Annotated in this window: 27 protein-coding genes; 14 read left to right on the plus strand and 13 right to left on the minus strand. The window is 67.2% G+C overall.

The annotated features are described in order from the left end of the window. Positions 1-255: 255 nt before the first annotated feature. Positions 256-612 carry a hypothetical protein gene (locus VF651_00300; GenBank protein ID HEX7964127.1) on the minus strand — a complete coding sequence of 119 codons (357 nt, stop codon included), beginning with the start codon at positions 610-612 and terminating at the stop codon, positions 256-258. A gap of 414 nt (positions 613-1,026) precedes the next feature. On the opposite strand from VF651_00300, the gene pip reads away from it, so the two are divergent. The 8 genes from pip to VF651_00340 all read left to right on the plus strand — a co-directional run bounded on the left by pip (position 1,027) and on the right by VF651_00340 (position 6,680). Then, positions 1,027-1,983: a prolyl aminopeptidase gene (gene pip, locus VF651_00305; GenBank protein HEX7964128.1), complete on the plus strand. Its 957-nt coding sequence runs from the start codon at positions 1,027-1,029 to the stop codon at positions 1,981-1,983. Beyond that, on the plus strand, positions 1,980-2,444 hold the full coding sequence (gene dtd / locus VF651_00310; GenBank protein ID HEX7964129.1) for a D-aminoacyl-tRNA deacylase: 465 nt from the start codon (positions 1,980-1,982) through the stop codon (positions 2,442-2,444). The genes pip and dtd overlap by 4 nt, the downstream gene beginning before the upstream one ends. A gap of 82 nt (positions 2,445-2,526) precedes the next feature. Continuing rightward, entirely contained in the window at positions 2,527-3,267 is a 741-nt protein-coding gene (locus tag VF651_00315; protein HEX7964130.1) for a HisA/HisF-related TIM barrel protein, read from the plus strand. A gap of 102 nt (positions 3,268-3,369) precedes the next feature. Next, positions 3,370-3,549: a twin-arginine translocase TatA/TatE family subunit gene (locus tag VF651_00320; GenBank protein HEX7964131.1), complete on the plus strand. Its 180-nt coding sequence runs from the start codon at positions 3,370-3,372 to the stop codon at positions 3,547-3,549. 24 nt (positions 3,550-3,573) lie between these two features. After that, positions 3,574-3,840, plus strand: a complete 267-nt coding sequence (gene tatB / locus VF651_00325; GenBank protein ID HEX7964132.1) for a Sec-independent protein translocase protein TatB — start codon at positions 3,574-3,576, stop codon at positions 3,838-3,840. Beyond that, complete coding sequence (tatC, locus tag VF651_00330; protein ID HEX7964133.1) at positions 3,837-4,613, plus strand: twin-arginine translocase subunit TatC; 777 nt, start codon at positions 3,837-3,839, stop codon at positions 4,611-4,613. The genes tatB and tatC overlap by 4 nt, the downstream gene beginning before the upstream one ends. Next, a complete protein-coding gene (locus VF651_00335; GenBank protein ID HEX7964134.1) occupies positions 4,610-5,041 on the plus strand; it encodes a GNAT family N-acetyltransferase in 432 nt (143 codons plus the stop codon). The genes tatC and VF651_00335 overlap by 4 nt, the downstream gene beginning before the upstream one ends. A gap of 124 nt (positions 5,042-5,165) precedes the next feature. Then, positions 5,166-6,680, plus strand: a complete 1,515-nt coding sequence (locus tag VF651_00340; GenBank protein ID HEX7964135.1) for a peptide MFS transporter — start codon at positions 5,166-5,168, stop codon at positions 6,678-6,680. 70 nt (positions 6,681-6,750) lie between these two features. On the opposite strand, the gene VF651_00345 is transcribed toward VF651_00340, so the two are convergent. Then, a complete protein-coding gene (locus VF651_00345) occupies positions 6,751-8,748 on the minus strand; it encodes an oligopeptide transporter, OPT family (protein ID HEX7964136.1) in 1,998 nt (665 codons plus the stop codon). Between the two features lie 86 nt (positions 8,749-8,834). Between VF651_00345 and VF651_00350 the strand changes: the two genes are divergently transcribed. After that, complete coding sequence (locus VF651_00350; protein ID HEX7964137.1) at positions 8,835-9,755, plus strand: EamA family transporter; 921 nt, start codon at positions 8,835-8,837, stop codon at positions 9,753-9,755. A 337-nt stretch (positions 9,756-10,092) separates the two neighbouring features. Further along, positions 10,093-11,061, plus strand: a complete 969-nt coding sequence (locus tag VF651_00355) for a putative phage abortive infection protein (GenBank protein HEX7964138.1) — start codon at positions 10,093-10,095, stop codon at positions 11,059-11,061. Between the two features lie 3 nt (positions 11,062-11,064). On the opposite strand, the gene VF651_00360 is transcribed toward VF651_00355, so the two are convergent. Then, entirely contained in the window at positions 11,065-12,654 is a 1,590-nt protein-coding gene (locus VF651_00360; GenBank protein ID HEX7964139.1) for a hypothetical protein, read from the minus strand. A 55-nt stretch (positions 12,655-12,709) separates the two neighbouring features. Between VF651_00360 and rlmJ the strand changes: the two genes are divergently transcribed. From rlmJ to VF651_00375, 3 genes are all read left to right on the plus strand, one after another. Continuing rightward, the gene (gene rlmJ / locus VF651_00365; GenBank protein HEX7964140.1) at positions 12,710-13,549 is read left to right on the plus strand and encodes a 23S rRNA (adenine(2030)-N(6))-methyltransferase RlmJ; all 840 of its coding nucleotides are present in this window, start codon (positions 12,710-12,712) and stop codon (positions 13,547-13,549) included. Positions 13,550-13,616: 67 nt separating this feature from the next. Then, the gene (locus tag VF651_00370) at positions 13,617-14,276 is read left to right on the plus strand and encodes a TetR family transcriptional regulator (protein ID HEX7964141.1); all 660 of its coding nucleotides are present in this window, start codon (positions 13,617-13,619) and stop codon (positions 14,274-14,276) included. A gap of 6 nt (positions 14,277-14,282) precedes the next feature. After that, positions 14,283-14,909, plus strand: coding sequence for a HutD family protein (locus VF651_00375; GenBank protein HEX7964142.1), 627 nt, complete (start codon positions 14,283-14,285; stop codon positions 14,907-14,909). Positions 14,910-14,925: 16 nt separating this feature from the next. Here VF651_00375 and VF651_00380 read toward each other — a convergent pair whose 3' ends face one another. The 5 genes from VF651_00380 to VF651_00400 all read right to left on the minus strand — a co-directional run bounded on the left by VF651_00380 (position 14,926) and on the right by VF651_00400 (position 17,667). Continuing rightward, positions 14,926-15,525 carry a redoxin domain-containing protein gene (locus VF651_00380; protein HEX7964143.1) on the minus strand — a complete coding sequence of 200 codons (600 nt, stop codon included), beginning with the start codon at positions 15,523-15,525 and terminating at the stop codon, positions 14,926-14,928. A gap of 15 nt (positions 15,526-15,540) precedes the next feature. After that, positions 15,541-16,233 (minus strand): MarR family transcriptional regulator, encoded by a 693-nt coding sequence (locus tag VF651_00385; GenBank protein ID HEX7964144.1) that lies wholly within the window; start codon positions 16,231-16,233, stop codon positions 15,541-15,543. Next, on the minus strand, positions 16,230-16,682 hold the full coding sequence (locus tag VF651_00390) for a DUF2231 domain-containing protein (GenBank protein ID HEX7964145.1): 453 nt from the start codon (positions 16,680-16,682) through the stop codon (positions 16,230-16,232). The genes VF651_00385 and VF651_00390 overlap by 4 nt, the downstream gene beginning before the upstream one ends. Positions 16,683-16,691: 9 nt before the next feature. Then, positions 16,692-17,054, minus strand: coding sequence for a hypothetical protein (locus VF651_00395; GenBank protein ID HEX7964146.1), 363 nt, complete (start codon positions 17,052-17,054; stop codon positions 16,692-16,694). Positions 17,055-17,169: 115 nt separating this feature from the next. Next, positions 17,170-17,667, minus strand: coding sequence for a hemerythrin domain-containing protein (locus tag VF651_00400; GenBank protein HEX7964147.1), 498 nt, complete (start codon positions 17,665-17,667; stop codon positions 17,170-17,172). A gap of 193 nt (positions 17,668-17,860) precedes the next feature. Between VF651_00400 and VF651_00405 the strand changes: the two genes are divergently transcribed. Then, the gene (locus tag VF651_00405) at positions 17,861-18,721 is read left to right on the plus strand and encodes a hypothetical protein (GenBank protein ID HEX7964148.1); all 861 of its coding nucleotides are present in this window, start codon (positions 17,861-17,863) and stop codon (positions 18,719-18,721) included. A 52-nt stretch (positions 18,722-18,773) separates the two neighbouring features. Here VF651_00405 and VF651_00410 read toward each other — a convergent pair whose 3' ends face one another. The 5 genes from VF651_00410 to VF651_00430 form a co-directional block, all read right to left on the minus strand. Beyond that, positions 18,774-19,340, minus strand: coding sequence for a hypothetical protein (locus VF651_00410; GenBank protein HEX7964149.1), 567 nt, complete (start codon positions 19,338-19,340; stop codon positions 18,774-18,776). Between the two features lie 68 nt (positions 19,341-19,408). Beyond that, on the minus strand, positions 19,409-19,861 hold the full coding sequence (locus VF651_00415) for a response regulator (protein HEX7964150.1): 453 nt from the start codon (positions 19,859-19,861) through the stop codon (positions 19,409-19,411). Between the two features lie 22 nt (positions 19,862-19,883). Then, the gene (locus VF651_00420; protein HEX7964151.1) at positions 19,884-21,797 is read right to left on the minus strand and encodes an ATP-binding protein; all 1,914 of its coding nucleotides are present in this window, start codon (positions 21,795-21,797) and stop codon (positions 19,884-19,886) included. After that, positions 21,794-22,372 carry a YfiR family protein gene (locus VF651_00425; GenBank protein HEX7964152.1) on the minus strand — a complete coding sequence of 193 codons (579 nt, stop codon included), beginning with the start codon at positions 22,370-22,372 and terminating at the stop codon, positions 21,794-21,796. Before VF651_00425 ends, VF651_00420 begins: the two co-directional genes overlap by 4 nt. Next, the gene (locus VF651_00430; protein HEX7964153.1) at positions 22,360-24,273 is read right to left on the minus strand and encodes a TonB-dependent receptor; all 1,914 of its coding nucleotides are present in this window, start codon (positions 24,271-24,273) and stop codon (positions 22,360-22,362) included. The genes VF651_00425 and VF651_00430 overlap by 13 nt, the downstream gene beginning before the upstream one ends. Between the last annotated feature and the right edge of the window lie 90 nt (positions 24,274-24,363).

A 24,363-nucleotide genomic window follows, 5' to 3' on the forward strand; every position in this document is an offset into this window, starting at 1 on the left:
CGGCGAGCACTGGAGCGAGCAAGGATGGCCGAAGGGCGCGGTCAGGGAGACCGCGCCCGCGCGAAGGGACAGGGATGTCCCGTGAGCGCGGCCCCGCAGCGAGCGAAGCGCGCAGCTTCAGCCCGCTTCGGGCCGGCATCCGGGGGCGCCCTTTCTTTTCGCCCCTTTTCTTTGGGCGAGCAAAGAAAAGGGGCCCGTGTGCGCGGCGGAACGCGCCCTCTTGAACAATCTTTCGGCGTTGTCGTTGAACTGGGCTCAGTTCTCAGGCGTGCCCACGTCCACGTCATTCAGCGTGGACGAGTAGTCCGTCTCGAGGACCGCCCGTGCGGCCTTCTCGTCGCCGCGGGTGACGCGCAGCTTCACGCCGCCGAGGGCGATGGAGTAGAGCCAGTCCATCTGCACCATGTGGTCATCGAAGAGCTGCGCCTCGATGCCCTCCGCCGAGAGGCGGCCGAGCGCGATGTAGGCGTCGGTGGGCTTGTCGTAGGTGGCGACGGTGACGAGTTCGTCCATGTCGTCGGCGGGATCCGGGTCGGGCGGGGTGCGCAGGCTATCACGCTCCCCGGCGGGGAGCAGCACGGTCAGGCGAAGCAGGGCGGCGAAGCTCAGCACGGGAATACCCCGCGTGTCTTCAAGGGACCGGTTCGGTCTCGTAAGGATTAAAGCACAAAAAAAAACCCCGGCGGCAAGGGGATACCGCCGGGGAGAGCCTTCTTGGCTGGAGGTGATTGGTGCTACTCGCACCAACGATGGGCGTTCATCCTTGGTCCTAACCCGCGCCCCGGTCCTCGTTCATCCTTGACCCACCAATCCATGGCGGTTCGGGCAAGGGCTACTTTCCTCCTCTGGGCCCCGTCGGGATGCCAGCCAAAGCCGACACGGCGTGTAGGACGATTCCTACAAACCCCCAAACCCCTTGTCCCGCAAGGGGGTTGGTCTTTCCGTCCCAAATGTGCCTGTAGTCCGCTGTAGGGGAAAGGTCCGGCAGGGGTGGGCTTTTGCGGGGCAAAAAGGGAAACTTGCCCCATGGCCGAGTTCTACCCCGCCCTGGAACCCTACGCCACGCACCGCCTGCCGGTCGGCGGACCCCACGAGCTCTACGTGGAGGAGTGCGGCAACCCCAAGGGCATCCCCGCGGTGTTCGTCCACGGCGGCCCCGGCGGCGGCTGCAACGGTGACAGCCGGCGCTTCTTCGATCCTAGGCGCTACCGCATCGTGCTGTTCGACCAGCGCGGCTGCGGCCGCTCGCGCCCTCACGCGGAGCTCGGGCAGAACACCAGCCAGGACCTGGTGGCGGACATGGAGAAGATCCGCGCCATGTTGCACATAGACCGGTGGCTGGTGTTCGGCGGCTCCTGGGGCTCGACCCTCGCGCTGCTCTACGCCGAGAGCCATCCCGAGCGCGCCCTGGCCTTGGTGCTGCGCGGCATCTTCCTCGGGACTCCGCCGGAGCTGGACTGGTTCTACCGGGGCGGCATCGCCCACATGTTCCCGGACCATTTCGCCGACTTCGTGGCGCCGATCCCGGTGCCGGAGCGCGGCGACCTGGTGCGCGCCTACTACAAGCGGCTCACCGATCCTGAGCTGGAGGTGCGGCGCCGCGCCGCCGAGGCCTGGTCCATGTTCGAGGCACGCTGCTCCACGCTGCTGCCGAGCGAGTCGCTGGTGAACTACTTCACCGAGCCGGACGTGGCGATCGCGGTGTCGCGCATCGAGTGCCACTACTTCCTCAACGACTGCTTCCTTGCCAAGGACCAGCTCATCCGCGACGTGGAGCGCGTGCGCCGGATCCCCGGCGTCATCATCCAGGGCCGCTACGACGTGGTGTGCCCGCCGAGCGCCGCCTGGCGCCTCAAGCAGGCCTGGCCCGAGGTGGAGCTGAGGCTCATCCCCGATTCCGGCCACTCCGCCAGCGAGCCCGGCACCCGCTCGGCGCTGGTGGAGGCGACCGACGCCTTCGCCGCCCGGCTGGCAGCGGCATGATCGCGCTGCTGCAGCGGGTGAGCCGCGCTTCCGTGAGCGTCGGCGGCGGCGAAGTGGCCGCCATCCACCGGGGCCTGCTGGTGTTCCTGGGCGTGCAGAAGGGTGACGCCGAGGAGCAGGCGGACCGGCTGCTGGAGCGCATCCTGGCCTACCGCGTGTTCCCCGACGCGGACGGCCGCATGAACCTGGACCTCAAGGCCGTGGCCGGAGGCCTCCTGCTGGTGCCGCAGTTCACGCTCGCCGCCGACACCGCCAAGGGCAACCGTCCGAGCTTCACGCCGGCGGCACCTCCCGAGGAGGGCGCGCGGCTGTTCCGATATATATGCACCCAGGCGGCGTCAGTGCACGCGCCGGTGGCGAGCGGCGTGTTCGGCGCCGACATGCAGGTGGGCCTGGTGAACGAGGGGCCGGTCACGTTCTGGCTGCAGGCGCCGCCACAGGGCGCCACCCCCCTGCATTGACGGGGGGCCGGTTTGGCCTATGCTATAGACAACGACACACCCGGACCCGTCGCTACTCCGCCCACATCCGAAATCCCCTCCCATGCTCCTGATACCTTCCCTCGAGCTGAAAGGCGGCAAATGCGTGCGCAAGGGCCCGCTCGTGGGCGGCAAGCCTTCCGCGGCGGTCCCCTATTCCGACGACCCGGCGGCTGAGGCGAAGAAGTGGGTGAAGGCCGGCGCGCGCCGCCTGCAGCTCGTGGACCTGGACAGCCTCGCCTCCGGCAAGCCGGCGCAGGCCGCGCTGGTGCAGCGCATCGTGGCCGCCTGCCCCGACGTGCCGGTGCAGGTGGCGGGTGGCATGCGCAGCGAGGAGGCCGTGCTGGCCTACATCGAGGCCGGTGCCGCGTTCGTGGTGCTCGGCATGCGCGCCGTGACCGCGGCGCACCTCATCAACGACCTCTGCCTCGAGTACCCGGGCCACATCGTGGTGGCGCTGGACGTGAAGGACGGCAAGCTCGCCACCGGCGGCGGCTGGTCCAAGCTCGCGGAGGCCGACATGGCCGAGGCCGCCGAGCATTTCCAGCGCGAGGGCGTGGCCGCCCTCGTCTACACCGCCGCCGGCGGCGTGGACAAGGCCTACATCGAGTCCGCCGCGGCCCTGGCCCGCACCACCGCCACGCCGGTGATCGCGGGCGGCGGCGTGGCGACCCTGGAGGACGTGCGCGCGCTGTGCAAGGCAGCGGGCGAGGACCTCTACGGGGTCATCGTTTGCGAGGCGCTGCACGACGGACTCGACTTCGCCGCCGCCCAGAAGCTGGCGGACTCGCTGACGAAAGGCTGATTTCAGGCCTTTATTCCACGATCTTCGTTATTCCCGGGCCTCTCCCCGGCCCGGCCGCGGAGTAAAATACGCCATCCCAAGACAACCCTTACCGGTCCGCCCATGGAATTCAGCTTCGGCAAACTCCTGCTGCTCCTCATCATCATCGTGCTGGTGTTTGGCACCAGCAAGCTCCCCAGGATCGGCGAGGATCTGGGCAAGGCGATGCGCAGCTTCAAGAAGGCGATGCACGAGGGCGACGACTCTGCCGGCGGCAACGCCGGCAAGAACGACAAGCACTGAGCCCCGCGCACCCGACCGAATCCCATGTTGGAAGGCAGCTTCTGGGAGCTCTCCCTCATCTTCCTGATCGCGCTGGTGGTGTTCGGGCCGGAGCGCCTGCCGGGCCTGGCCCGCAGCGTCGGCCTGTGGGTGGGCCGCGCCCGCGCCACGCTGCGCAACCTCAACGAGCAGATCGAGCGTGAGCTGGCCGCGGAAGAGATGCGCAAAGCGGCGTCCGCCGCGCGCGAGAGCCTCAACGAGGCCGTGAAGCCGCCCTCCGACTCCGGCGGCAAGTCCGGTGACGGCAAATGACTGAAGAGGCCGGCGACTCGCTGGTCAGCCCCAAGCTGATCACGCATCTCCTGGAGCTGCGCCGTCGCCTGTTGAACTCCGCCTTGGCCCTGTTCTTGATCTTCTTCTGCCTGTTCCCGTTTCAGAACCAGGTGTTCGCCTGGGTGGCACGTCCCATGCTGCAGCGCCTGCCCGCCGGCAGCAGCATGATCGCGACCGGCGTCGCGTCGCCGTTCATGACGCCCATGAAGCTCTCGCTGGTGGTGGCCCTGTTCCTCGCGGTGCCCGTGTTCCTCTACCACCTGTGGCGCTTCATCTCGCCGGCGCTGTACCAGCGCGAGCGGCGCATGTTCCTGCCACTGCTCGTCTCCAGCGTGGTGCTGTTCTATTCAGGCGTGGCCTTCGCCTACTTCGTGCTGTTCCCGGTGGCGTTCGCCTTCCTCAACACCGCTGCGCCCGAGGGCGTGCGGGTGATGACCGACATCAATGCCTACCTCGACTTCGTGCTCACCATCTTCTTCGCCTTCGGCGTCGCCTTCGAGGTGCCGGTGGCGATCGTGCTGATGGTGTGGGCCGGCTTCAGCTCGCCTGGGCGCCTCAGGAAGATGCGGCCCTACGCGCTGGTGGGCGCGTTCTTCGTGGGCTTCCTGCTGGCGCCGCCGGACGTGGTGTCCATGACGCTCCTGGCGGTGCCGGTGTACCTCCTCTACGAGCTCGGCATGGTGATGGCCCGCATCCTTGTGCCGGGCTCCCGCGAGGTGGACGCCCAGCGCGAGGGGGACCGCCCGGCGTGAGCGATCTGCGCGTGCGTCCCGCCGAGCATGAGGACGCCGCCGCGGTGGCCGTGCTCGTGACCCAGCTTGGCTATCCCAGCGCCACCGCCGAGGTGGAGGCGCGCTTCGCGCGCCTGCGCCTCAACCCCGACGTGCGCGCCTTTGTGGCCGAGCGGGAGGGCCGCGTGGTGGGGGTGGTGGGGCTCATGGCGTTCCCGGCTTTCCACAGGGATGGCCTGCACGGCTACGTCACCGCGCTGGTGGTGGATGAGAAGGAGCGTGGTGGCGGCATCGGCGCGGCGCTGATGGTGCAGGCCGAGGCCTGGTTCGCGGAGCGGGGTGTCAAGCGCGTGAACCTCACCACCGCCCTTCACCGGGAAGATGCCCATGTCTTCTACGAGAAACGGGGCTACACCTACACCGGAAAAAGATACACAAAGATCCTCTAGTTTCTTCTCTTCGAGCGCCTAGCCCCAGCTTCGCTCGCGACGCTTCTGCCCAGCCCCTTGTTGACGCAGACCCCGTAAAACAGTGATGCTCCGGCATCACCCAATCGTTGGGTAGGGGATATCCATGGCCAAGACCGCCGCATCGCAGCAGGGTCGCACGTTCCTGGGCCACCCGCTCGGGCTGATGAACCTGTTCTTCACCGAGGCCTTCGAGCGCTTCAGCTATTACGGCCTGCGGGCCATGCTGATCCTGTACCTGGGCGATGCGGTCATCAACCACCGCGGCGGTCTGGGACTCGACGACAAGCAGGCGGCCGGCATCTACGCCCTGTACGTCGGGTTCGTCTATCTCCTGTCGCTGCCCGGCGGCTGGATCGCGGACCGCCTCATCGGCCAGCAGCGCGCCGTGTTCTACGGCGCCATCATCATCGCCTGCGGCCAGTTCGCCCTGGCGGTCCCCTCGGGCGGCCTGCCCGGCGCCTGTCTCGGCCTCGTGCTCATCGTGCTGGGGACGGGCCTGCTCAAGCCCAACGTCAGCGTGATCGTGGGCCAGCTCTACCCCGAGGGCGGCGTGCGCCGCGACGCGGGCTTCTCCATCTTCTATTCCGGCATCAACCTCGGCGCCTTCGTGGCGCCGCTGCCGGTGAGCTACGTGGCCGAGACCTACAACTGGCACTGGGGCTACCTGCTCTGCGGCTTCGTCATGCTGGGCGGCGCCGTGTGGTTCCGCTTCACCAAGCACTGGCTGGCGGGCGCGGGTTCGGAACCCAGCCGCAGCGGCGATGCGGCGCGGGACGTCGCCGTGCAGCGGCGCGGCTGGATCGCGGTGGCGGCCGCCATGGCCGCGCTGGCCCTGGGCGGCCTCGCGCTCTGGTCCGGTTGGTTCAGCTTCGACGTGAACACCGCTGCCGGCTACACCGGCGGCATGATCTTCTGCGCCGCGGTGCTGTTCTTCTCCTACATCCTGGCCTTCGGCGGCCTCACCACGGTGGAGAAGAAGCGGGTTGTGGTGATCTTCCTGTTGTTCGCCGGCGCTGCGCTGTTCTGGACCGGCTTCGAGCAGGCGGGCTCGTCCCTCAACATCTTCGGTGAGCGCTATACCGACCGCAGCGTGCTCGGCTTCGTGTTCCCGGCCGGCTGGTTCCAGAGCGTGCAGCCGTTCTTCATCATCACGCTCTCGCCGTTCGTCGGCTACCTGTGGATCCGCCTCGCTGCAAGGAACCTGAACCCCTCCACCCCGGTGAAGTTCGCCCTGGGGCTCATCATGATGGCGGTGGGCTTCATGGTGATGGTGGGCGCCGCCCACGTGGTGGCCCACGGCGCGCTGGCCTTGCCTTACTGGCTCATCGTGACCTACTTCTTCCATACGGTGGGTGAGCTCCTGCTGAGTCCGGTGGGCCTCTCCGCCGTCACCAAGCTCGCGCCGCCGCGCTACGTGAGCCAGATGATGGGCACCTTCTTCATGGGCTTGTCGCTCGGCAACGTGTTCGCGGGCCTCATGGGCGGCAAGCTCGACCCGAGCCAGATCGAGCAGATGCCGGACGTGTTCATGCAGATCGTGTATCTTGGCCTCGGCACGGGCTTCCTGTTCCTGGCGTTCAGCAAGCCGATACGCAGGCTCATCGGCGGCGCGGAATAGCCTGGGTTTTCTCCGAGACAAAAAGAAAGCCCCCGTCATCGGGGGCTTTCTGTCTCTGGCGTGGGGAGGCTCAGGCTTTCGCCAGGCGTTCCGTCCAGCGGTAGAGCAGGTACACCATGATCGCGAAGGCGATGCCGCCGATCCACAGGCCGGGGATGGCGAAGTCGTCGCCCATCACGCCGATGGGGAAGGGCTTCTCGGTGAACACCACCAGGGCCGTGAACACCACGCCCAGGATGCTCTCGCCCACGATCAGGCCCGAGGCCAGCAGCGTGCCGAGCTGCTTGGTGGCCTCCGCCTTGGGCTTGGACAGCCGGTCGGCGCGCTTCTCGAACCACCAGCCCACCACCGCGCCGACCGTCACCATCAGCGTGGACTGCGTCGGCAGGTAGATGCCGAGACCCACCGCCAGCGGCGGCAGGCGCAGCTTGCTGGTCTTGGACAGCACGATATCCACCACGATGCAGGCGACGCCGATGGCGGCGCCGATGCCCATCAGCTTCCACTTCTCCAGGTCCACCTCGATCACGCTCTGGGCCAGGGCCGAGATCAGGCCCGCCTGGGGCGCCGGCAGGGCGTGGATGCCCGCGCCGGGGGCGCCCAGGAAGCCGTAGGCCTTGTTCACCAGGTCCAGCACCGGCGCGATGACGAGCGCGCTCGCGACCACGCCGATCACCAGCGCCCACTGCTGCTTGGCGGGGGTCGCGTCCACCAGCTGGCCCGTCTTGAGGTCCTGCAGGTTGTTGTTGGCGATGGCAGCCACGTTGAACACCACCGCGGTCACGAACAGCGCGTAGGCCACCAGCGCCTTGCCCATCTCCGGCGGCAGCGCCGACTTCACGGTGAGCACCAGGAACATGGCGGTGATCGCCACCACCAGGATGCCGATGCCGGAGAGCGGGCTGTTGGAGGCGCCGATGAGGCCGGCCATGTAGCCGCACACGGTGGAGACCAGGAAGCCCACCACCACCACCACCACGATGCCGCCGATGGTGAGCAGCAGGGCGTGCTCGCCCAGGCCCGCGCCGTTGGCGAAGTTCCACAGCAGCCAGGCGATGGGCAGGATGCACAGCAGCGAGACGATGCCCACCTGGTCCACGGGGATGTCCAGTTCGGTGCGCGCCAGGGTGGCGCCCTTGCCGGTCTTGCGCGCCTTGGACGAGGCCATGGCGCTCTTGAGGCCGCCGATCACCGGCTTCACCAGCTTGATGAGGGTCCAGATGGCGGACACCGCGATGGCGCCGGCGCCCACGAAGCGCACGTAGTGGCTCCAGGTGCCCAGCGCGAAGCCGGTGGCGTCGCCCGCCGCCGGGTGCAGCGCGCTGAAGTGCGGCACGCCCCAGGCCCAGCCGATGAGCGCGCCCACGAACATGGCGACGCCCACCGTGATGCCCACCAGGTGGCCGATGCCGAACAGCGCGGTGGAGAGCGCGAAGTCGAAGCCGCTGGCGGGCGCGTCGTCGCCGTTGCCGAGGCGGAAGAAGCGCACCACGTCGCTGGCGAAGAGGCGTGTCTGCACCACCACCAGGAACAGCGCCGAGGCCAGCGAGCCCATCAGCACCGCCTTGAGGCCCTTGCCGCCGGATTCCACCGAGTCCTTGGCCTTGGACGAGGAGCCGGAGCCGACCTTGATCACCTCGGCGCAGGCGGTGCCTTCGGGGTAGGGCAGATCGGACTCGGTCACCAGCGCGCGGCGCAGCGGGATCGAGTACATCACGCCCAGGATGCCGCCGGTCACGCAGATGGCGGTCGACTCCCAGTACGGGAAGCCCGTCCACCAGCCGATCATGATGAAGCCCGGCAGCACGAAGATGATGGAGGACAGCGTGCCCGCCGTGGAGGCGATGGTCTGCACGATGTTGTTCTCCTGGGCGGTGGAGTTGCCCAGCCAGCGCAGCAGCGCCATGGAGATCACCACCGCCGGGATGGAGGTGGAGAAGGTGAGGCCGGCCTTGAGGCCGAAGTACACGTTCGCCGCCGTGAACAGCAGCGTCAGGGCGATGCCGATGATGACGCCACGGACCGTGATTTCCTTGAGCGCCGGGGCGCTGCCGGAGGACTTCTTCATGTGGGATTCCCGCTGTTCCGCGGCGTATGCCGGGGTTGGCGTAAAATACCCCATCCGTCCCCCGGTGTCTTGCCCCGAAGGCCTCCATGACCCGCGCCGCTCCCACGCGACTGCAGTTCGTCCTCGCTTTCGCCGTGGTCTATATAGTCTGGGGCTCCACCTTCCTCGCCATCCGCATCGGCGTCGCCGACCTGCCGCCGGCCTTCCTGGCGGGCGGCCGCAACACCCTGGGCGGAGTGCTGCTCATGGCCTTCGCCTGGTGGCGCACCGGCATGGCGCCCTGGCGCTCGCCTGACTGGGCCGTGGCCGTGGCCGTGGGCTTGACCATGATCGCCGTGGCCAACGGCTTCACCACCTGGGGCGAGATGTGGGTGCCTTCCAACCAGGCGGCGCTCATCTCCGTGTGCTCGGCCCTGTGGACCGCCTGGTTCGGCACCTTCGGCGCCCGCGGCCACGCCCTGAGCCTGCGTGCCAAGACCGGCCTCGCCCTGGGGTTCGCCGGCGCGGTGCTGCTGTTCATGCCGGGCCACGGTTTCAGCTTCGAGCACCTGGGCGCCCAGTGCCTGATCCTCGTCGCCACGCTCTCCTGGGCTGGCGGCGCCATGTGGGGCAGGTCGCGGGATGTCACCACGCCGCCGCTGATGCTGGCCTCCATGCAGATGCTGACCGGCGGCGTGGCCTTGCTGGTCGCGGGTCTCGTCACCGGCGAGGCGGGACAGCTGCAGTTCACGCTGAAGGGCGTTGGATCGGTGGTGTACCTGGCGCTGTTCGGCTCCTGTCTGGCCTACACCGCCTATATATGGCTGCTGCGCAAGGTCACGCCGGACAAGATCGCGACCATCGCGTACGTGAACCCGCTGGTGGCGGTGGTGCTGGGATGGGCGGTGCTGGGGGAGACGCTGAACGCGTGGCAGTTCATGGGGATGCTGGTGATGCTCTTCGGGGTGTTGCTGATTAGTACCCCGGCAGGAGCGTTCGCCAAGAAACTTCTGACAAGAGCGCGCTGATTTTCTTACCCGTCATTCCGGCGTAGGCTGGAATCCAGCTTCAGATTGGTGCGGCCTTCGGCCGCGGCCTTATCAAGAGGGCGCGTTCCGCCGCTCACACGGGCCCCTTTTCTTTGCTCGCCCAAAGAAAAGGGGCGAAAAGAAAGGGCGCCCCCGGGATGCCGGCCCGAAGCGGGCTGCCCTGCGCGCTTCCTTCGCTGCGGAGCCCCACACACGGCACGTCCCTGTGCCGCGTGTGGGGGCTCGCCATCCTGGCTTCGCCCCTTCGGGCTATCCTTGCTCAGTCCAGTGCTCGGCGGCATCCAGGGGTTTATAACCATTTCAGGGACGGTTAACTATGAAAGCTATTGAACTTGTGTGGGTAGAACCCATTCGTAAGCTAATAAAGTATGGCCTGGTATTTGCACTTTTAACGGCCGCAGTTTTCACTTTCAATCGATCCATTTTAAATTTCAATGCAACAATTGATGAAAATCTTTTTGCCGCGTACGGAAATTTCATTAGCGGCACAGTAGGCGTGCTTTTCTCTCTCGTTGGAATACTTTTGATTATTAAAAATCTAAAGGATCAAAGTGATTCTTTTTTAAAAAAGCAAATTGAAGATACGTTTTTTGAATTACTAAGAATTCAACGCGAAAATAGCAATGAAATATATTGGGGGGAGATCAGAAACAGGAGAGTTTTTGTAGAGTTGATAAACGAATTTAACCACTGCTATACAAGAGTTCTTCCGTTTAAGGGCCAGCATAAAATAGAGAATGACGAAGAGATTATTAACATCGCATATATGGTGTTTTTTTACGGTGCAATAGGGCTTTCTGCTAAAGAAGTTTTAGAGGAAAGGCTTGCCAAGAGATACGGTGCGAATTTTGTAAACGAGCTTATTAAAGCATTTACTTCTGCGCCATATAAAAAAGACAACAATTCCTTTTTTACCGGGCATCAGTCTAGGTTGGGGCACTATTACAGGCACTTATTTCAAACAGTCAAATATATTAATGATCAGCCTTCTTTAAAATATAAAGAAAAATATCAGTATGTGAAAACTCTGCGTGCGCAACTTTCAACTCATGAGCAAGTGCTATTTTTTCTGAATTCAGTTTCTGATTTAGGCAGAGTTTGGGAAAAGAAACCTGAAAAAACTGGTTCCGATTATCAATTAATCACAAAGTACAATCTCATCAAGAACATACCATCTGGCTATATTAAAGGCATAAAAACACGTGACTATTACCCAGATGTATTTTATGAAAGCGATGAGACTATGAGTGTGAAACGTGCGGAGTTGGAGCTGATTTATAAATAGCACCTAATCCGTATCGAACTGCTGCCACCATTCCAAGGCTGGCGGCTCGGGGGTCTTGGGCGTCGGCATGGCGAGGGCCTCGGGTTTGACCCGGTAGAGCACCATCGGGTCCTCGGCCCGCACTTTCATCACTTGCTCGAAGTACTTGGGGCTCGGTTCCGGCACGAACTTCACCGGGTCCTGCTCGCTGCCCAGCGGCAGGTACTTCTCGTTCACGAGGATGTAGTCGCCGGGCTTGATCTCGCCGCCCTGGATCTTCGCGTACAGCTCGCGGCTGGAGCGCACGTAGGGCATCGGGCCGCCCAGCTCATATAAGGTGAGCGCGCGCGGCCACTGGAAGCTCACGATGTCGCCGGGCCGGTGGTTCTGCGCCGCCTTGATCTTGCGGAATGCGGACTGGTGGGTGATGCGGTCATCGTCGTGCAGCGGCACCCACACCGCCACGCCCGCGGCGAAAACCGCGATCACGAACACGGCGAACCCGCCCAGGATGTTGCGCACCAGGCCGTGCAGCTTGTCGGTCTTGAACACGGGTTCGATGGCGGCGAGGCCGAGCAGCGCCAGCGCCGGCGCCGCCGGCAGGATGTACTTGCTCTGCTTGGAGGCGGAGAGGGTGAAGAACAGCACCGTCCACAGGCTCCAGATGATGAGCAGGCGCCAGCGGAACTCGCGGCGCGCATAGCGGAAGCCGTAGTAGAGGCCGAACGGGATCAGCACGCACAGCGGCAGGAGGTCGCCCCACAGGGTGTGGGCATACAGGTACCAGGGCTGCTGGTGGTCGAAACCCACGAAGAAGCGCGTGAAGTTCTGGTACACCAGCACCGCGCGCACGAAGTCCCAGTTCACGGTCAGCCCGGCGGCGATGTACCAGGGTACGATGCCCACCAGCGACAGCAGCACGCCGCGCACCGGCGACAGGCGCCACAGTTCCCTGAGGCACCAGCCCAGCCGGTAGGCGAGGCCGCGCGGCTCGCCGGTGTCCGGCTGCAGGCTCATGAGGCCGGTGGCCAGGATCTCCAGGCCCATGGCCGGCAGCGTCACGGCGATTCCCACCGGGCCCTTGGCGGCGGTGGCGAGCGCGACCCCGAGCCACATCTCCCAGGGGAACCGGCGCAGCGGCGGGTCGGTGCGGATGCGGATGTAGCCGGTGAAGGCCACCAGCGTGCCGAAGATCAGCAGCGAGTCGGACTGGGCGGTGAAGAAGTTGTAGATGACCGCCGGCATGGCGGCGCCGGTGAGCGGCAGCAGCCACTTCGGCCAGGTGGGGAACAGCTCCTTCTGCAGGCGGCCGAGCCAGACCACCCATAGGAGCAGCGCCACGTAGCCCGGCAGGCGCACCGCCGCGTCGATGGGCAGGCCGAAGAACGCGCCCGCCAGCGAGAGCCAGAAGTACAGCGGCGGGTACTCGATGTAGGGCGTGCCGTTCTTGATGGGGATCAGGAACTCGTGGCGCGCCAGCATCTCGCGCACCGCCTCGGCGAAGCGCGGTTCCATGGAGGGCACGGGGCCGTGGTTGAACATCGACAGGACGCACAGCGTCCCGAGCACGACGAGCAACCAGTGGAGCGCGGTTATTTTCTTGATTGGTGGCATCGGGCGCTTCCGCGGGGATGGCCCATGATACCAATGCCTGTGCCATCATCGGCACATGAACTACCGCCACGCCTTCCACGCGGGCAACTTCGCCGACGTGGTGAAGCACACGCTGCTGATCCTGCTGCTGGAGGCGCTGGGCAAGAAGCCTGCCCCCTGGGCCTACCTCGACACCCACGCCGGGGCCGGTGCCTTCGACCTCGCCTCCGAGGCGGCCAAGCGCACCGGCGAGGCCGCGGGCGGCATCGGGCGGCTGTGGCCGGCCCGGGGCACGCTGCCGGCGGCGGCGGAGCGGCTCTGCGCCCTGGTGGCGGAGCTGAACCCCGGCGCCGGCGCCGCGGGCCTGCCGCGGGTCTATCCCGGCTCGCCACGGGTGGCCGCGAGCCTCGCGCGCCCGGGAGACCGGCTGCTGCTGGCGGAGCTGCACCCGGAGGAGGCTTACCTCCTGCGCGGCGAGTTCATGGGCAACAAGGCGGTGGCCGTGCACGAGCGGGACGGCTACGAGATGCTGCAGGCGCTCACGCCGCCGAAGGAGCGGCGCGGGCTGGTGCTGATGGATCCGCCCTACGAGAAGCCGGACGAGTTCAGCCAGGCTGCCGCCGCGCTGGAGGCCGCCCATGCGCGCTGGGCCACGGGCACGTACGCCCTCTGGTATCCCATCAAGGACGACAGCGCCAAGCGCCGTTTCCTGCGCCGGGTGGAGCAATCAGGGCTTCGCAAGGTGCTGCTCGCCGAACTCAGCTTGCCGGTCCAGGCGGACGCCCTCTATGGCACCGGCATGCTGGTGGTGAACCCGCCCTGGCAGTTCGACACGGCCGCCCGGGAGCATCTGCAGGCCTTGGCGCCGCTGCTTGGCGCTGATCACACAGAAGTGCGTTGGCTGGTCCCAGAGTAGGTGCGCCGCTTGACAAATGACCCATGGTCAGTAAATGATGACCCAGGGTCATTTTAGAGCGACTTCCATGGGCAAGCACCGCGCCGTCACCGACGTCCAGAAAGGAGCGCGCCGCGCCGCGATCCTCGAAGTCGCATCGCGGCTTTTCACCACCACACCCTACGACTCCCTCAGCATGGCGGAGACCGCGGACGCCGCCGGCGTCGCCAAGGGCACCTTGTACCTCTACTTCCAGAGCAAGGAGGAGCTGTTCCTCGCCATCTGCAGCGAACAGCTCGCCGCCTGGTTCGACGAGATGGATGCAGGCCTGCGTCAGACCGGCGACACCAGCGTGGCGGGGTTCCTGAAGCTCCTCGGCGACTCGCTGGTGAGCCGCCCCGAGCTCCTGCGCCTCATCGCGATCCTGCACACCAAGCTCGAAGCCAACGTGAGCCCCGGGACCGCGCGCGATTTCCGCACCTGGCTGGAGGAGCGCCGCCGCGCCACCGGGCTCCTGCTTGAGCAGCGGGCGCCGTTCCTCAAGCCCGGCCAGGGCGCGGTGCTGCTGCGGCAGATCGACGCGCTGGTGATCGGCTTCCAGCACCAGGCGGAACCCCTGGGCGGCATGCGCGAGGCCCTGGCGTCGCCGGACATGGCGGCGCACAAAGTGGATCTGCGCGACTCGCTGCTGCGCACCATCAATACACTTCTCACCGGCCTCGCCTATGAGTCCAAGTATGGGAAGTGAAGCCTGATGTCCGGCCCCCAGATCAGCGCGCACCTGTTCGGTCCCGATGACTATCGCGTCATGCCCTGGAAGAACGGCCGCGGCGCCACCACCGAGCTCGCGATCCACCCCGCCGGCGCGGCGCTGGACGGCTTCGACTGGCGCCTCAGCATCGCCGACGTGGTGGAAGACGGCGACTTCTCCCGCTTCCCCGGCTACGACCGCACCCTCGTGGTCGCGGAAGGGCGCGGCATGGAACTCGAGTTCGACGGCGCCTCGGCGCCGCAGCGCCTCGCTGGGCCCGGCAGCCTGGCGCTCTTCTCCGGCGACTGGATCACCCGCGGGCGGCTGCTGGCCGGCCCGGTGCGGGACTTCAACGTCATGAGCGCGCGTGAGCGCGTGCACCACGAATGCGAGGTGCTTAAGGACGCGCCGGTGGAGTTCGTCTGGGAGCCGGGGCGCGAGACGCTGTTCTGCCACGCCATCGCCGGCAACCTGATACTGAAGATGCGTGGCAGCGCGGAGTGGAGGCTGGAGCCGCGCCAGAGCCTCTCGCTCTCGGCGCAGCCGGACAGTCCCGGCTTCTCCCAGCTCATGGTGATGCCCCACGCGCGCCAGACCCTGGCGGTGGTGGTGCGGCTGCGCCGGATTTGATGAGGCCGAGCGCTCTCTACCGTTGAGCGGCCTGGGCCGTGAGGCCGCGCGTGGCCACCGGCGCCGGCGCGTTGCCGCGCTGCAAAAGGCCGCGCGCCAGGAACAGCTCGATGCGCTCGAAGGGGATGCGGTCGCCCGCATCGCTGCCGTAGTAGGTCTCCACGATGCGGCCCTGCTCGTCGATGAGGAAGTCCGCCGGCATCAGGTTGTTGGTGTTGAGGCCCGCCAGCCCCACCAGGCGCAGGCCCTTCACCAGCGTCGGCACCCGCGTCACCACCGCCTTGAGCTTGCGCAGCAGCGAGCGCTCGATGCCGTAGAGCCGGTGCGTGGTCGCGTCCGGATCCGCCACCACCCGGAACGGGCGCGGATGGCGCGCCACGAAGCGCAGCACCTCCGCCTGGGAGGAGCCGAACACCGCCACCACGTCCAGGCCCAGCGCCAGGAGGCCCTTGTGCTGCTGGGTGAGCTCGTAGATGCGGTAGTTGCAGAACGGGCAGGCCGCGTCGCGGAAGAACGAGAGCAGCGTGCGCCGGCCGGTGCCGCCGATGACGACGGGATCGCCGTAGATGTCCGTGAGCCGGAGCGGCGGGGCCGCGCTGGGAGCTGAGAGTCGCATGGGATCGTCCTCGGGTCAGGCGGCGCGGGCCGCGGGTTCCTCGAGCGTGAACGGATGGCCGGCGGCGACGGGCTGGTCCTCCAGCACGCGGAACACGCAGCGCCGGTCGCCGTCCTGGAAGCGTTCGTCGCGCACCACCCGCACGCCCAGGAGGCGCGTCAGGGTGTTGAGGGTGATGGAGCAGAGTTGCGGGCGGCGCATCGCCACGTTCAGGAACGGGCAGTTGCGCTCCACCAGCGTGTAGCCGCGGGCGTCCTTGCGCACCGAGGTGTGCGGATCTTCCTCGAAGTAGATGCCCTTGAGCGCCTTGATGCGCTCCGGCAGCGTCTTGCCTGCGAGCCGCGGCTCCCACAATCTCACCTGCTGCTCGGTGATGCTGGCCAGGAGCTTCACCAGCGCCTCCTGCCCGAGCTGGTCCGCCACCGCGTCCACCAGCGTCATGGAGAGCGCGTCGTAGTTCTTGGGGAACATGTGGTCGCCGGCGGGGGTGATCTGGAAGCTCACCGCCGGGCGTCCGGCGCCTTCCGCGGCCTGGTGGCCGCAGCGCGCGATCCACCCCTCCGCCTCCAGCAGCTGCAACTGCTGGCGCGCGCCCTCGCGGGTCACGCCCAGGTGCTCCGCCACCTCGCCGGCGGTGGCCTCGCCCTGCCGCTTGATGAACTGCATGATGAGCCGGCGCGAGTCCGGGGTGGCGGGACGTGTTTTCATGGCTGCGGTGGTCGGTTCTGGCCGATGCCGAAATCGTACACCAGCCGCGCGCCGGCATAGGCGCCGAATGCGAGCAGCAGGAAGCCGGCGGCCGACAGCGCCAGGGCGCCCACCGCCTCAGGCGGGGAAGGCTCACCCTGTTGCGGCCGGAACAGCAGCGTCACCACGAACAGGCACCAGGCCGAGCCCACCAGGAGGAGATGGCGCTGCGCCACCGGCTGCGCCGGGTGTTCGGCGGGCAGCGCCATCAGGTCCATGAGGCCGGCGCACAGGGCGAGCAGGCCCATGGCGACGCCGAGGGCGATGCACCAGAACGCCGCGTGCCACCAGGCCGGGCCATGCGTCAGCAGGTATCCCAGGTCCAGCACCGGCGCCAGCGTCCAGCAAACGACCGGGAAGTGCACCAGCGCGGGGTGCACGGGATGTCCGCCGAGGCGCAGGCCCTGCATGGCGTGGCCTCAGGCCGCCGGAGCCTGAGCCTGGACGATCGAGACCAGCAGCGTCAGGAAGCCGATCACGGCCACCAGCGCGTGCACCACGATCACCGCGCGCGGATGCTGCTGCTTCTTGATGTGGAAGGTGAGCAGGTAGAAGCCGCCCAGCGCCGCCACCAGGAGCACGATGAGCGCGATGCGGGCCGTGCCGCCGCCCAGGCCCGCCATCACCCCGACGATGAGCAGCACGAGGCCGGTGGCGCCGAACAGGCCGTGCAGCACCGCGACCGGCACCGGCAGGCTCTGGCCCTTGAAGCTGCGCACCGCCAGGAACAGGCCGCCCAGGGCGCCCAGCGCGAAGAGGACCGCCGCATAGATCAGGAACATGGATATCTCCCCTATTAAGCAAGTTATGACTTGGTGAATATAGCACGCCTATGGCCGCCGTCAATGCCCCGGATCACCGGGGCACGCTGCGGCCGCAGGCCTCCAGGGGCGGGGATCAGTAGGCGTCGCGGGGGCGGTAGAGGGGGAACAGCGAGGTCTCCTCGAACTCCAGGCGCTGCTGGAACTCCGCGATGGCCTCGTCCAGCTCGCGGCCGAAGCGCCTGAGGTTCGCGTCCCCCACCGGGATGCTGAGGTAGTGCTGCAGGAAGCCTGACACCATGCGCTCGGTGTGGGCGGCACTGGCGTGCATGCTGCGTACCAGGGTGGAGTCGTGGTCCTTGATGTGGCGTTCGATGTAGGCGAAGCAGCGCCCGCTCTTGCGCTGCGCGTGCTGCTTGAGCTCGGTGTGGAACTGGTTGAGCAGCGGCTTGATCACCTCGTAGCGCCGCACCTTGGCGGCCTCGCGCACGCTCTGCAGCATGGCGCGCAGGATGCGGTGCTCGTCCATCAGCATGGGGACGAGGTTCGGGTCGTAGGGCAGCGTAGTGTCGTCGGGCGCCACCGGGGTGCTGGCCGGAGCGGGCTCGCCGCGCGAGAAGAAGCTGAGTCGCATGGTGTCCACCTCAAGGTGCCCGGAAGGCACCGGCGGCGCGGATTATCCGCATCCGGTCCCAGGGAGATAAGGGCAGAATTGCCTAAATAATCGGCCAACCCGGCCGTTCTCGCGGTGAAGCCACGGTGGGTTGCGAGTGAACTGACCGGCCCCGGGGGGGTCATATTCCCCGGTACTAACGGAAGGGACCGCCATGCGCCTCAGCCTGCTCGCCGCCAGCCTGCTTGCCACCGCCGCCTCCGCCGACGTGGTGCCCTGGCAGCCGGCACACATCTCGAGCCCGCTGTTCGAGTCCCATGCCGCCTTCGACCCCAAGGCCCGGGATATCTACTTCGTGCGCAGCTCCAAGGACTTCAGCGGCTGGCGCATCCTGGTGAGCCACTGCGGGGCGGACGGCTGGTCCGAGCCCGCGCCGCCGCCCTTCGCCGGCGACGGGGTGGAGGCGGATCCCTGGTTCACGCCGGACGGGTCCAGCCTCTACTTCATCTCCACCCGCTCCACCGACGGGGTGGTGCAGCCCAAGAACCTGGACATCTGGCGCATGGACCGGGACACCGCCGGCAAGTGGGGCACGCCGCGGCGCCTGCCGGAGCCCGTCAACTCCGCCGGTGCCGAGTGGTTCCCGCGCCTCGCGAAGGACGGCTGGCTCTACTTCGGTTCCAGCCGCGCCGGAGGCCAGGGCAAGAACGACATCTGGCGCGCGCGGCAGGACGCCTCCGGCAAGTGGCAGGCGGAGGACCTGGGTCCCGCCATCAATACCGCCGACGACGAGTACGAGCCCCTGCCGGCGCCGGACGGCAAGCGCATGGTGGTCATGGCGGCGGACGGACTCTATGAGTCCCTGAGCGACGGCAAGGGCGGCTGGCTCCCGAAGCACAAGCTCGGGCCGGACGTGGACGTGAACGGCAGCGAGATCGGCGCGGCCTTCTCCCCCAGCGGCCGCTCCATGCTGTTCGCGCGGGACGTGAAGGGCGATCTCTCCGGCGAGTTCTTCCTGCAGCGCGCCGCGCCGCCGGAGGACTGGCCGCCGAGCTGCCCGGTGAAGCCCCGCTGAAAAAGAGAAGGCCCGACGATGTCGGGCCTTCTTCATTCCATCCCTGTGAAGTTTAAGCCACGTGCGGCCAGAGCCACATGAACACCGCGGCCATCACCAGCGAGTACAGCAGCGCGTCCACCAGGTCCTTGGACGCCGCCTTCCAGGGCTGGCCGTACCAGATCACCATCGGGAAGATGCCGAGGCCGAAGGCCATCAGGCCGGCGGTCGTGATCACGCGGAACACGTGCATGGGCGCGTCGCCCGCGGGGAGCGTGATGCTGCCGAGGTAGCCGGCGAACACGGCCGCCAGCAGGCAGAACGCGAACCACAGGCCCAGGCTCTTGCCCATGTTGAACATGCCGTTGGCACGCACGATCATGAAGCCCACCGGGCCTTCGGTGAACTTCTGCAGCGTGGCCGGATCCTTCATGGTCTCGGGCGGGCAGTAGGGGACCATGTACATGCCGGGCGCCGGGCTGCCCTTGCGGATGGCGGCGCGCACCTCGTCCTCGTTGGAGAACTTGTGGTAGTCGGGCCGGTGCCAGAACTGCAGCACCATGTGCACGATGCTGCTGGCGGCGAAGACGCCGATGGCGGCCACCACGATGGGCAGCCAGAGCTGGGCGAGTGAGACCATGGCGGGACTCCCTTGGGATCTGTTATGGGACCGACGGATTCTACCCCCGCCGCCGCCCGCCGGAGGGACTATCTGCCGAGGCTGCGGCCGCCCGGCACTTCGTTCAGCAGCAGCCAGTACAGGCCGAGCTGGCTCACCACCTTGGCGAACTCCGCGAACACCACCGGCTTCCTGACGTAGCTGTTGGCGCCGCTCTTGTAGCTGCGCACTATGTCCTCCTCCTCGCTGGAGGAGGTGAGCACCACCACCGGGATGCTGCGGGTGCGATCGTCCTTGCGCATGCGGTTCAGCACGTCGATGCCGTCGAGCTTGGGCAGCTTGAGGTCCAGCAGCACCACCGCCGGCATGCGCGTGGTATCGCGCTTGGCGAACGGGCCGGCGCCGAACAGGAAGTCCAGCGCCTCCACGCCGTCGCGCACCACGTGCACGTCGTTGGCGAGGCCGGCATCGTGGAGTGAGCGCAGCGTCATCTCCTCGTCGTCCGGGTTGTCCTCCACGATCAGGATCATCATCTCTTCCATGTCAGTCCTCATGCAGTAGCGCTCACGCCGGCGCGCGCGGCGGCTCGCCGCGGTCCTCGTTCACCGTGAAGAAGAAGGTGGCGCCCTTGTCGGGCTTGGCCTGGCACCAGATGCGGCCGCCGTGGCGCAGCACGATGCGCTGCACGGTGGCGAGGCCGATGCCGGTGCCCGGGAACTCGTGCACGCCGTGCAGCCGTTGGAACGCGCCGAACAGCTTGTCGGAGTAGGCCATGTCGAAGCCGGCGCCGTTGTCGCGCACGAACATCACCTGCCGCGCGCCCTCCTGCATCATTCCGAACTCGATCTTCGCCTCCAGCACCTTGGACGTGAACTTCCAGGCGTTGCCGAGGAGGTTCTCCAGTGCCACCCGCACCAGCCTGGGGTCCGCGTCCACCGTCACGCCGTCCCAGACCGAGTACTGCACCTTGCGCTCCGGCTCGCGCTGCTGCAGGTCCTCCAGCACCCCGTGGGCGATCGCGCTCACGTCCACTTCCTGGCGCCTGAGTTCGAGGCGCGAGATGCGGGAGAGGCTCAGGAGGTCCTCGATGAGCTGGCCCATGCGCACCGCGCCGGCCTTGATGCGCATGAGGTAGCCGCGCATCTTCTCCTCGACCTTCTCGCCGTACTCCAGCAGCAGGGTCTGGCTGAAGCCGTCTATCGCGCGCAGCGGCGCGCGCAAGTCATGGGACACCGAGTAGGAGAACGCCTCCAGCTCGCCGTTGGCCTCCTGCAGCTTGCGGGTGCGCTCCTCCACCCGAGCCTCCAGTTCCACGTTGAGGCGGCGCACCTCGTCCTCGGCGCGGCGGCGGTCGTCGATGTCGGTGAGGGTGCCGATCCACTCGCGGAACGCGCCGCCGGCGTCGAACACCGCCACCGGCCTCAGGGAGACGATGCGGTACTGCGCGCTGGAAGCCTGCCACAGGCGGAACTCCGCCTCGAAGGTCTCGCGGGTACGGATCGCGTGGGCGATGCTCCGCTCCAGCGCCGGCAGGTCGTCGGGGTGGAAGGCCTTGCGCCAGCCCTTGCCCCGGTACTCGTTGCCGGACTGGCCGGTGTAGGCCTCCCACGAGGCCTGCTCGCCCTCGAACTCCCAGTCCCGGTTCGCCACCCACACCACCGTGGACAGGGTCGAGACCAGCGCGCGGTAGCGCTTCTCGCTGTTGCGCAGCGCCTGCTCGGCGCCCTCGCGCTCGGTGATCTCGTGGGCCAGGTCGCGGTTGGAGGCCTCCAGCGCGTCGGTGCGGCCGCCGATCTCGGTGAGCATGCGGTTGAAGGCGTCGGCGAGGTAGCCGATCTCGTCGTCGGTGCTCTTCTGCGCGCGCACCGAGTAGTCGTCCTTCTCCACCACCTGCTGCGAGAGGCTGGCGATGGCGAGGATGGGCTTGGTCACGGTGGCCTGCAGCCAGGTGGAGAGCAGCAGCGAGATCAGCATCGCGAGGCTCCCCACCGCCAGCACGATGCCGAGGTAGCTGCGCACGCGCTGCAAGAGGTCGTAGTGGGCGTGCAGGTAGATGGTGCCGATGATCTCGCCGTTGTCGATGATGCGGCGGTTGGCGGTGATCTCCTGCCCGTCGAAGCGCACCTCGTCCGCGCCGGGCAAGGGCGGGAACTCCGCCGTCCCGCCGCCGCGGATGTAGCGGCCGAAGACCGCGCCCTTGGCGTTGTAGAGGGCGGCCGCGTCGATGATGGGGCGCGCCTGCAGCAGGGCCAGGTTGTCGTTCGCCACCTTGGCGTCGTCGAACTGCAGCGCCGGCAGGCAGGCGCGGCCGATGAGCTCGGCCTGCGTCGAGAGGTCGTGGCTCAGGGTGTCGCGCACGGTGTGCAGGTCGTAGGCGAGCAGCGAGCCGCCGGTGACCAGGAGCGCCGCCAGGGTGGTGAACAACACCCCCACGAACAGCTTGCGTCGCACCGACCTGAACTGGAAGAGCGATCTCACTGCCTGGAGGCCCCGCTCACGGAGTGCGCCACCGACAGCAGCAACGAACTCAGCTTGAGGCTGCTCTGCTGCACCATATCCAGGTCCACGTCGAAACGGACGCGGTCGTCCACCACCACGAAGGTCATATCGGCGCCGCGGCCCAGCCCATCCGGCCCTTCGGTGACCGCCAGCGTCCAACGGCCACGGGCCGCGTCCAGCAGGGACTGGCTGCCCGGCGTGCCGGCGGCGACGAACAGGATGTGCAGGCCGCTTATCGTGTCTCCGGGCCGCACGCGTTTCACCACCACCGGCCGGTTGCCGATGCTGCGGCCCTCCACCAGCGCGCCGAGGTTCGCGGCCAGCGGGTCGGAACCCGCCACGCCGATGACGATGGGACTGTTGGGCGAGGCGAAGGCCTGGTCCGGCCAGGTCACGTAGCCGCCGAACTTGTAGAGGTAGGCGGCCTCGATGCGTTGCTGGGCGTCGATCTCCTGGTCCTGCGCGATGGCGAGCGCCGGCAGCGCCGCCAGCAGCGACGTGCAGGCCAGCAGCCGGCAGAGCCAGCTGCGATGCATCGCGCTCAGGAACGCCACGTCAGCCTTAGGTAGTAGCTGCGGCCGAACTCTGCGGTGCCGGTGGGGCCGAACTCGATGTGCGAGGGGCCGAACAGGTTGAATGCGGCGAACGAGAGCTCGAAGTTACGGCCGAGGTCCATCCCCAGGCGCATGCTGCCCACGGTGTAGGCGGGCACCATCGGATCCGGCAGCGCGCCCACGTGGCGCACCGTCACGTCCAGTTCCATGCCGCTGCTGAAGTCGTAGGAGGAACGCAGGCTCCACTGGTTGTGGGGGTCGTTGCCCTCGGGCGGGATGCTGCTCGGCAGCGACTGCGGCTGGAGCGTGTGGCTTTCCCTAAGCGCGCTGAACCCGGCCTGGAAGCGCCAGTTGTCCAGCGGCTTCCAGGTGGCCCAGGCGCTCATGCCGGTGGTGCTGCTGGTCATGCCGTTGCCGAAGGTCACCTGCAGCGGCACCGCCGTGACCACGTCCGTGGTGCGGATGTTGTCGGAGTAGTCGTGGTACACGTTCACCGCGTAGGACCACTCCGGCGCAGGCTGCGAGCGCATGCCGGCCTCGTAGACCTTCACCACCTCGGACTCGAAGTTCTGGTTGCCCACCAGGAAGTAGGGCGGGTTCTGCGGCGAGTAGAGGTCCGCATCCAGGCGCGAGGGCGAGCGCACCGCGCGCGAGACCGCGGTCCACAACAGCGTGTTGTCGGTCGCATTCCAGGCCAGGCGCAGGTTCGGCAGCGTCTCGGTGCCGGTGTAGGGGTTATGCTCCAGCCTGAGGCCCACGATACCGCGCAGCGAGGCGGTCAGTGCGGTCTCGTTCTGGGCGAACAGGCTCTCCCAGGACTGGTTCACGCTGGCCGGGATGAAGTTCAGGCCTGAGGTCGGCGCCGGCTGGAAGTCATCCATCACGTAGCGGTAGCTTGCGCCCCAGGTCAGGGACTGCGCCCCCACCGGCGGCAGCGCCTGCTGGAACTCCGCATTGGCGATGTCCTCGCGGTCGGTGTAGTTGTTGGGCTGGTCGCGCAGCACGTGGTCCAGGTAGGTCAGCACCGAGAGGTCTGAGCCGCCGGACAGCTTGTTCTGCCAGTGGTTCGAGAGGTTCGCGCCGGAGATGCGGATGCCCTCACCCAGCGGGTTGTCCTCGTCGCGTTTGTAGGCGTCGCCCTGCAGCGTGTCCTGGTGCTCGAGGCCGGTCCAGTCGGTGCGGAACCCGGCCTGCGCCAGGTTCTGGGCATCCGGCATATCGAGGCCGGTATTGGTGTGGTTGTTGGCGTCGGCGCTCATCATGCCGTACACGCGGTAGCTGCCGCTCTCCAGCTCGCCGCCGTAGCGGGCCTCGGCGTTGCCGCCGTGCCGGCCGCCGCCGGCTGCGGCCAGCGTGCCGCCCGTGGCCTGGGCCTTGCGGGTGATGATGTTGATGATGCCGTTCACGGCGTTGGTGCCCCACAGCGTGCCTCCGGGGCCGCTCACCACCTCGATGCGGTCCACGTCCTCCAGCATCACGTTCTGGGCGTCCCAGAACGTGCCCGAGAACAGCGGCGAGTACACGATGCGACCGTCGATGAGCACCAGCATCTTGTCGGTGGTGGCGGAAGTGGCGCCGCGCGCGCCGATCGCCCAGGTCTGGTTGTTGGCGTCCGCCACCTGCAGGTTCGGCGCCAGGCGCAGCGCGCCCAGCAGCGTGCGCGCCCCGGTGCGGCGGATGTCGTCGTTGGTGATCACGTAGATCGCCGCCGCGGCGTTCGCCAGGGGCTCGGGCCGCTTGGAGACGGACGTCACCGGCAGGTTCGCCAGTTCCTCCAGCGAGAGGTCCGCCAGCGCGGTCTCCTGTGCGCAGGCGGCCGGCGCGTGCGCGAGCCCGAGCGCCAGCAGCGCGGCGCTGATCGCGTACGCGAGCTTGAGATGGTTCGGGATGGACTCTGGCATGCGTCCCATACACGCCTCGCTTTCGTTGTGCGCCACTCCCCAGCGGCGGTTGTTATAAGGCTTGATCGCGTGACGGATCGGCTCTGGACC

It is taken from the genome of Gammaproteobacteria bacterium, assembly GCA_036383255.1.
In the GTDB taxonomy this organism is placed as follows: Bacteria; Pseudomonadota; Gammaproteobacteria; order Natronospirales; family REEB76; genus DASUBN01.

Coding starts and splice junctions, on each gene's coding strand:
- tatB (HEX7964132.1), top strand. CDS start 3,574: ATGTTGGAAGGCAGCTTCTGGGAGCTCTCCCTCATCTTCCTGATCGCG.
- VF651_00345 (HEX7964136.1), bottom strand. CDS start 8,748: ATGAAGAAGTCCTCCGGCAGCGCCCCGGCGCTCAAGGAAATCACGGTC.
- VF651_00430 (HEX7964153.1), bottom strand. CDS start 24,273: ATGCCAGAGTCCATCCCGAACCATCTCAAGCTCGCGTACGCGATCAGC.
- pip (HEX7964128.1), top strand. CDS start 1,027: ATGGCCGAGTTCTACCCCGCCCTGGAACCCTACGCCACGCACCGCCTG.
- VF651_00400 (HEX7964147.1), bottom strand. CDS start 17,667: ATGCGACTCAGCTTCTTCTCGCGCGGCGAGCCCGCTCCGGCCAGCACC.
- VF651_00350 (HEX7964137.1), top strand. CDS start 8,835: ATGACCCGCGCCGCTCCCACGCGACTGCAGTTCGTCCTCGCTTTCGCC.
- VF651_00355 (HEX7964138.1), top strand. CDS start 10,093: ATGAAAGCTATTGAACTTGTGTGGGTAGAACCCATTCGTAAGCTAATA.
- rlmJ (HEX7964140.1), top strand. CDS start 12,710: ATGAACTACCGCCACGCCTTCCACGCGGGCAACTTCGCCGACGTGGTG.
- VF651_00395 (HEX7964146.1), bottom strand. CDS start 17,054: ATGTTCCTGATCTATGCGGCGGTCCTCTTCGCGCTGGGCGCCCTGGGC.
- VF651_00340 (HEX7964135.1), top strand. CDS start 5,166: ATGGCCAAGACCGCCGCATCGCAGCAGGGTCGCACGTTCCTGGGCCAC.
- VF651_00385 (HEX7964144.1), bottom strand. CDS start 16,233: ATGAAAACACGTCCCGCCACCCCGGACTCGCGCCGGCTCATCATGCAG.
- VF651_00370 (HEX7964141.1), top strand. CDS start 13,617: ATGGGCAAGCACCGCGCCGTCACCGACGTCCAGAAAGGAGCGCGCCGC.
- VF651_00360 (HEX7964139.1), bottom strand. CDS start 12,654: ATGCCACCAATCAAGAAAATAACCGCGCTCCACTGGTTGCTCGTCGTG.
- VF651_00375 (HEX7964142.1), top strand. CDS start 14,283: ATGTCCGGCCCCCAGATCAGCGCGCACCTGTTCGGTCCCGATGACTAT.
- VF651_00410 (HEX7964149.1), bottom strand. CDS start 19,340: ATGGTCTCACTCGCCCAGCTCTGGCTGCCCATCGTGGTGGCCGCCATC.
- VF651_00380 (HEX7964143.1), bottom strand. CDS start 15,525: ATGCGACTCTCAGCTCCCAGCGCGGCCCCGCCGCTCCGGCTCACGGAC.
- VF651_00315 (HEX7964130.1), top strand. CDS start 2,527: ATGCTCCTGATACCTTCCCTCGAGCTGAAAGGCGGCAAATGCGTGCGC.
- dtd (HEX7964129.1), top strand. CDS start 1,980: ATGATCGCGCTGCTGCAGCGGGTGAGCCGCGCTTCCGTGAGCGTCGGC.
- VF651_00390 (HEX7964145.1), bottom strand. CDS start 16,682: ATGCAGGGCCTGCGCCTCGGCGGACATCCCGTGCACCCCGCGCTGGTG.
- VF651_00405 (HEX7964148.1), top strand. CDS start 17,861: ATGCGCCTCAGCCTGCTCGCCGCCAGCCTGCTTGCCACCGCCGCCTCC.
- VF651_00320 (HEX7964131.1), top strand. CDS start 3,370: ATGGAATTCAGCTTCGGCAAACTCCTGCTGCTCCTCATCATCATCGTG.
- VF651_00415 (HEX7964150.1), bottom strand. CDS start 19,861: ATGGAAGAGATGATGATCCTGATCGTGGAGGACAACCCGGACGACGAG.
- tatC (HEX7964133.1), top strand. CDS start 3,837: ATGACTGAAGAGGCCGGCGACTCGCTGGTCAGCCCCAAGCTGATCACG.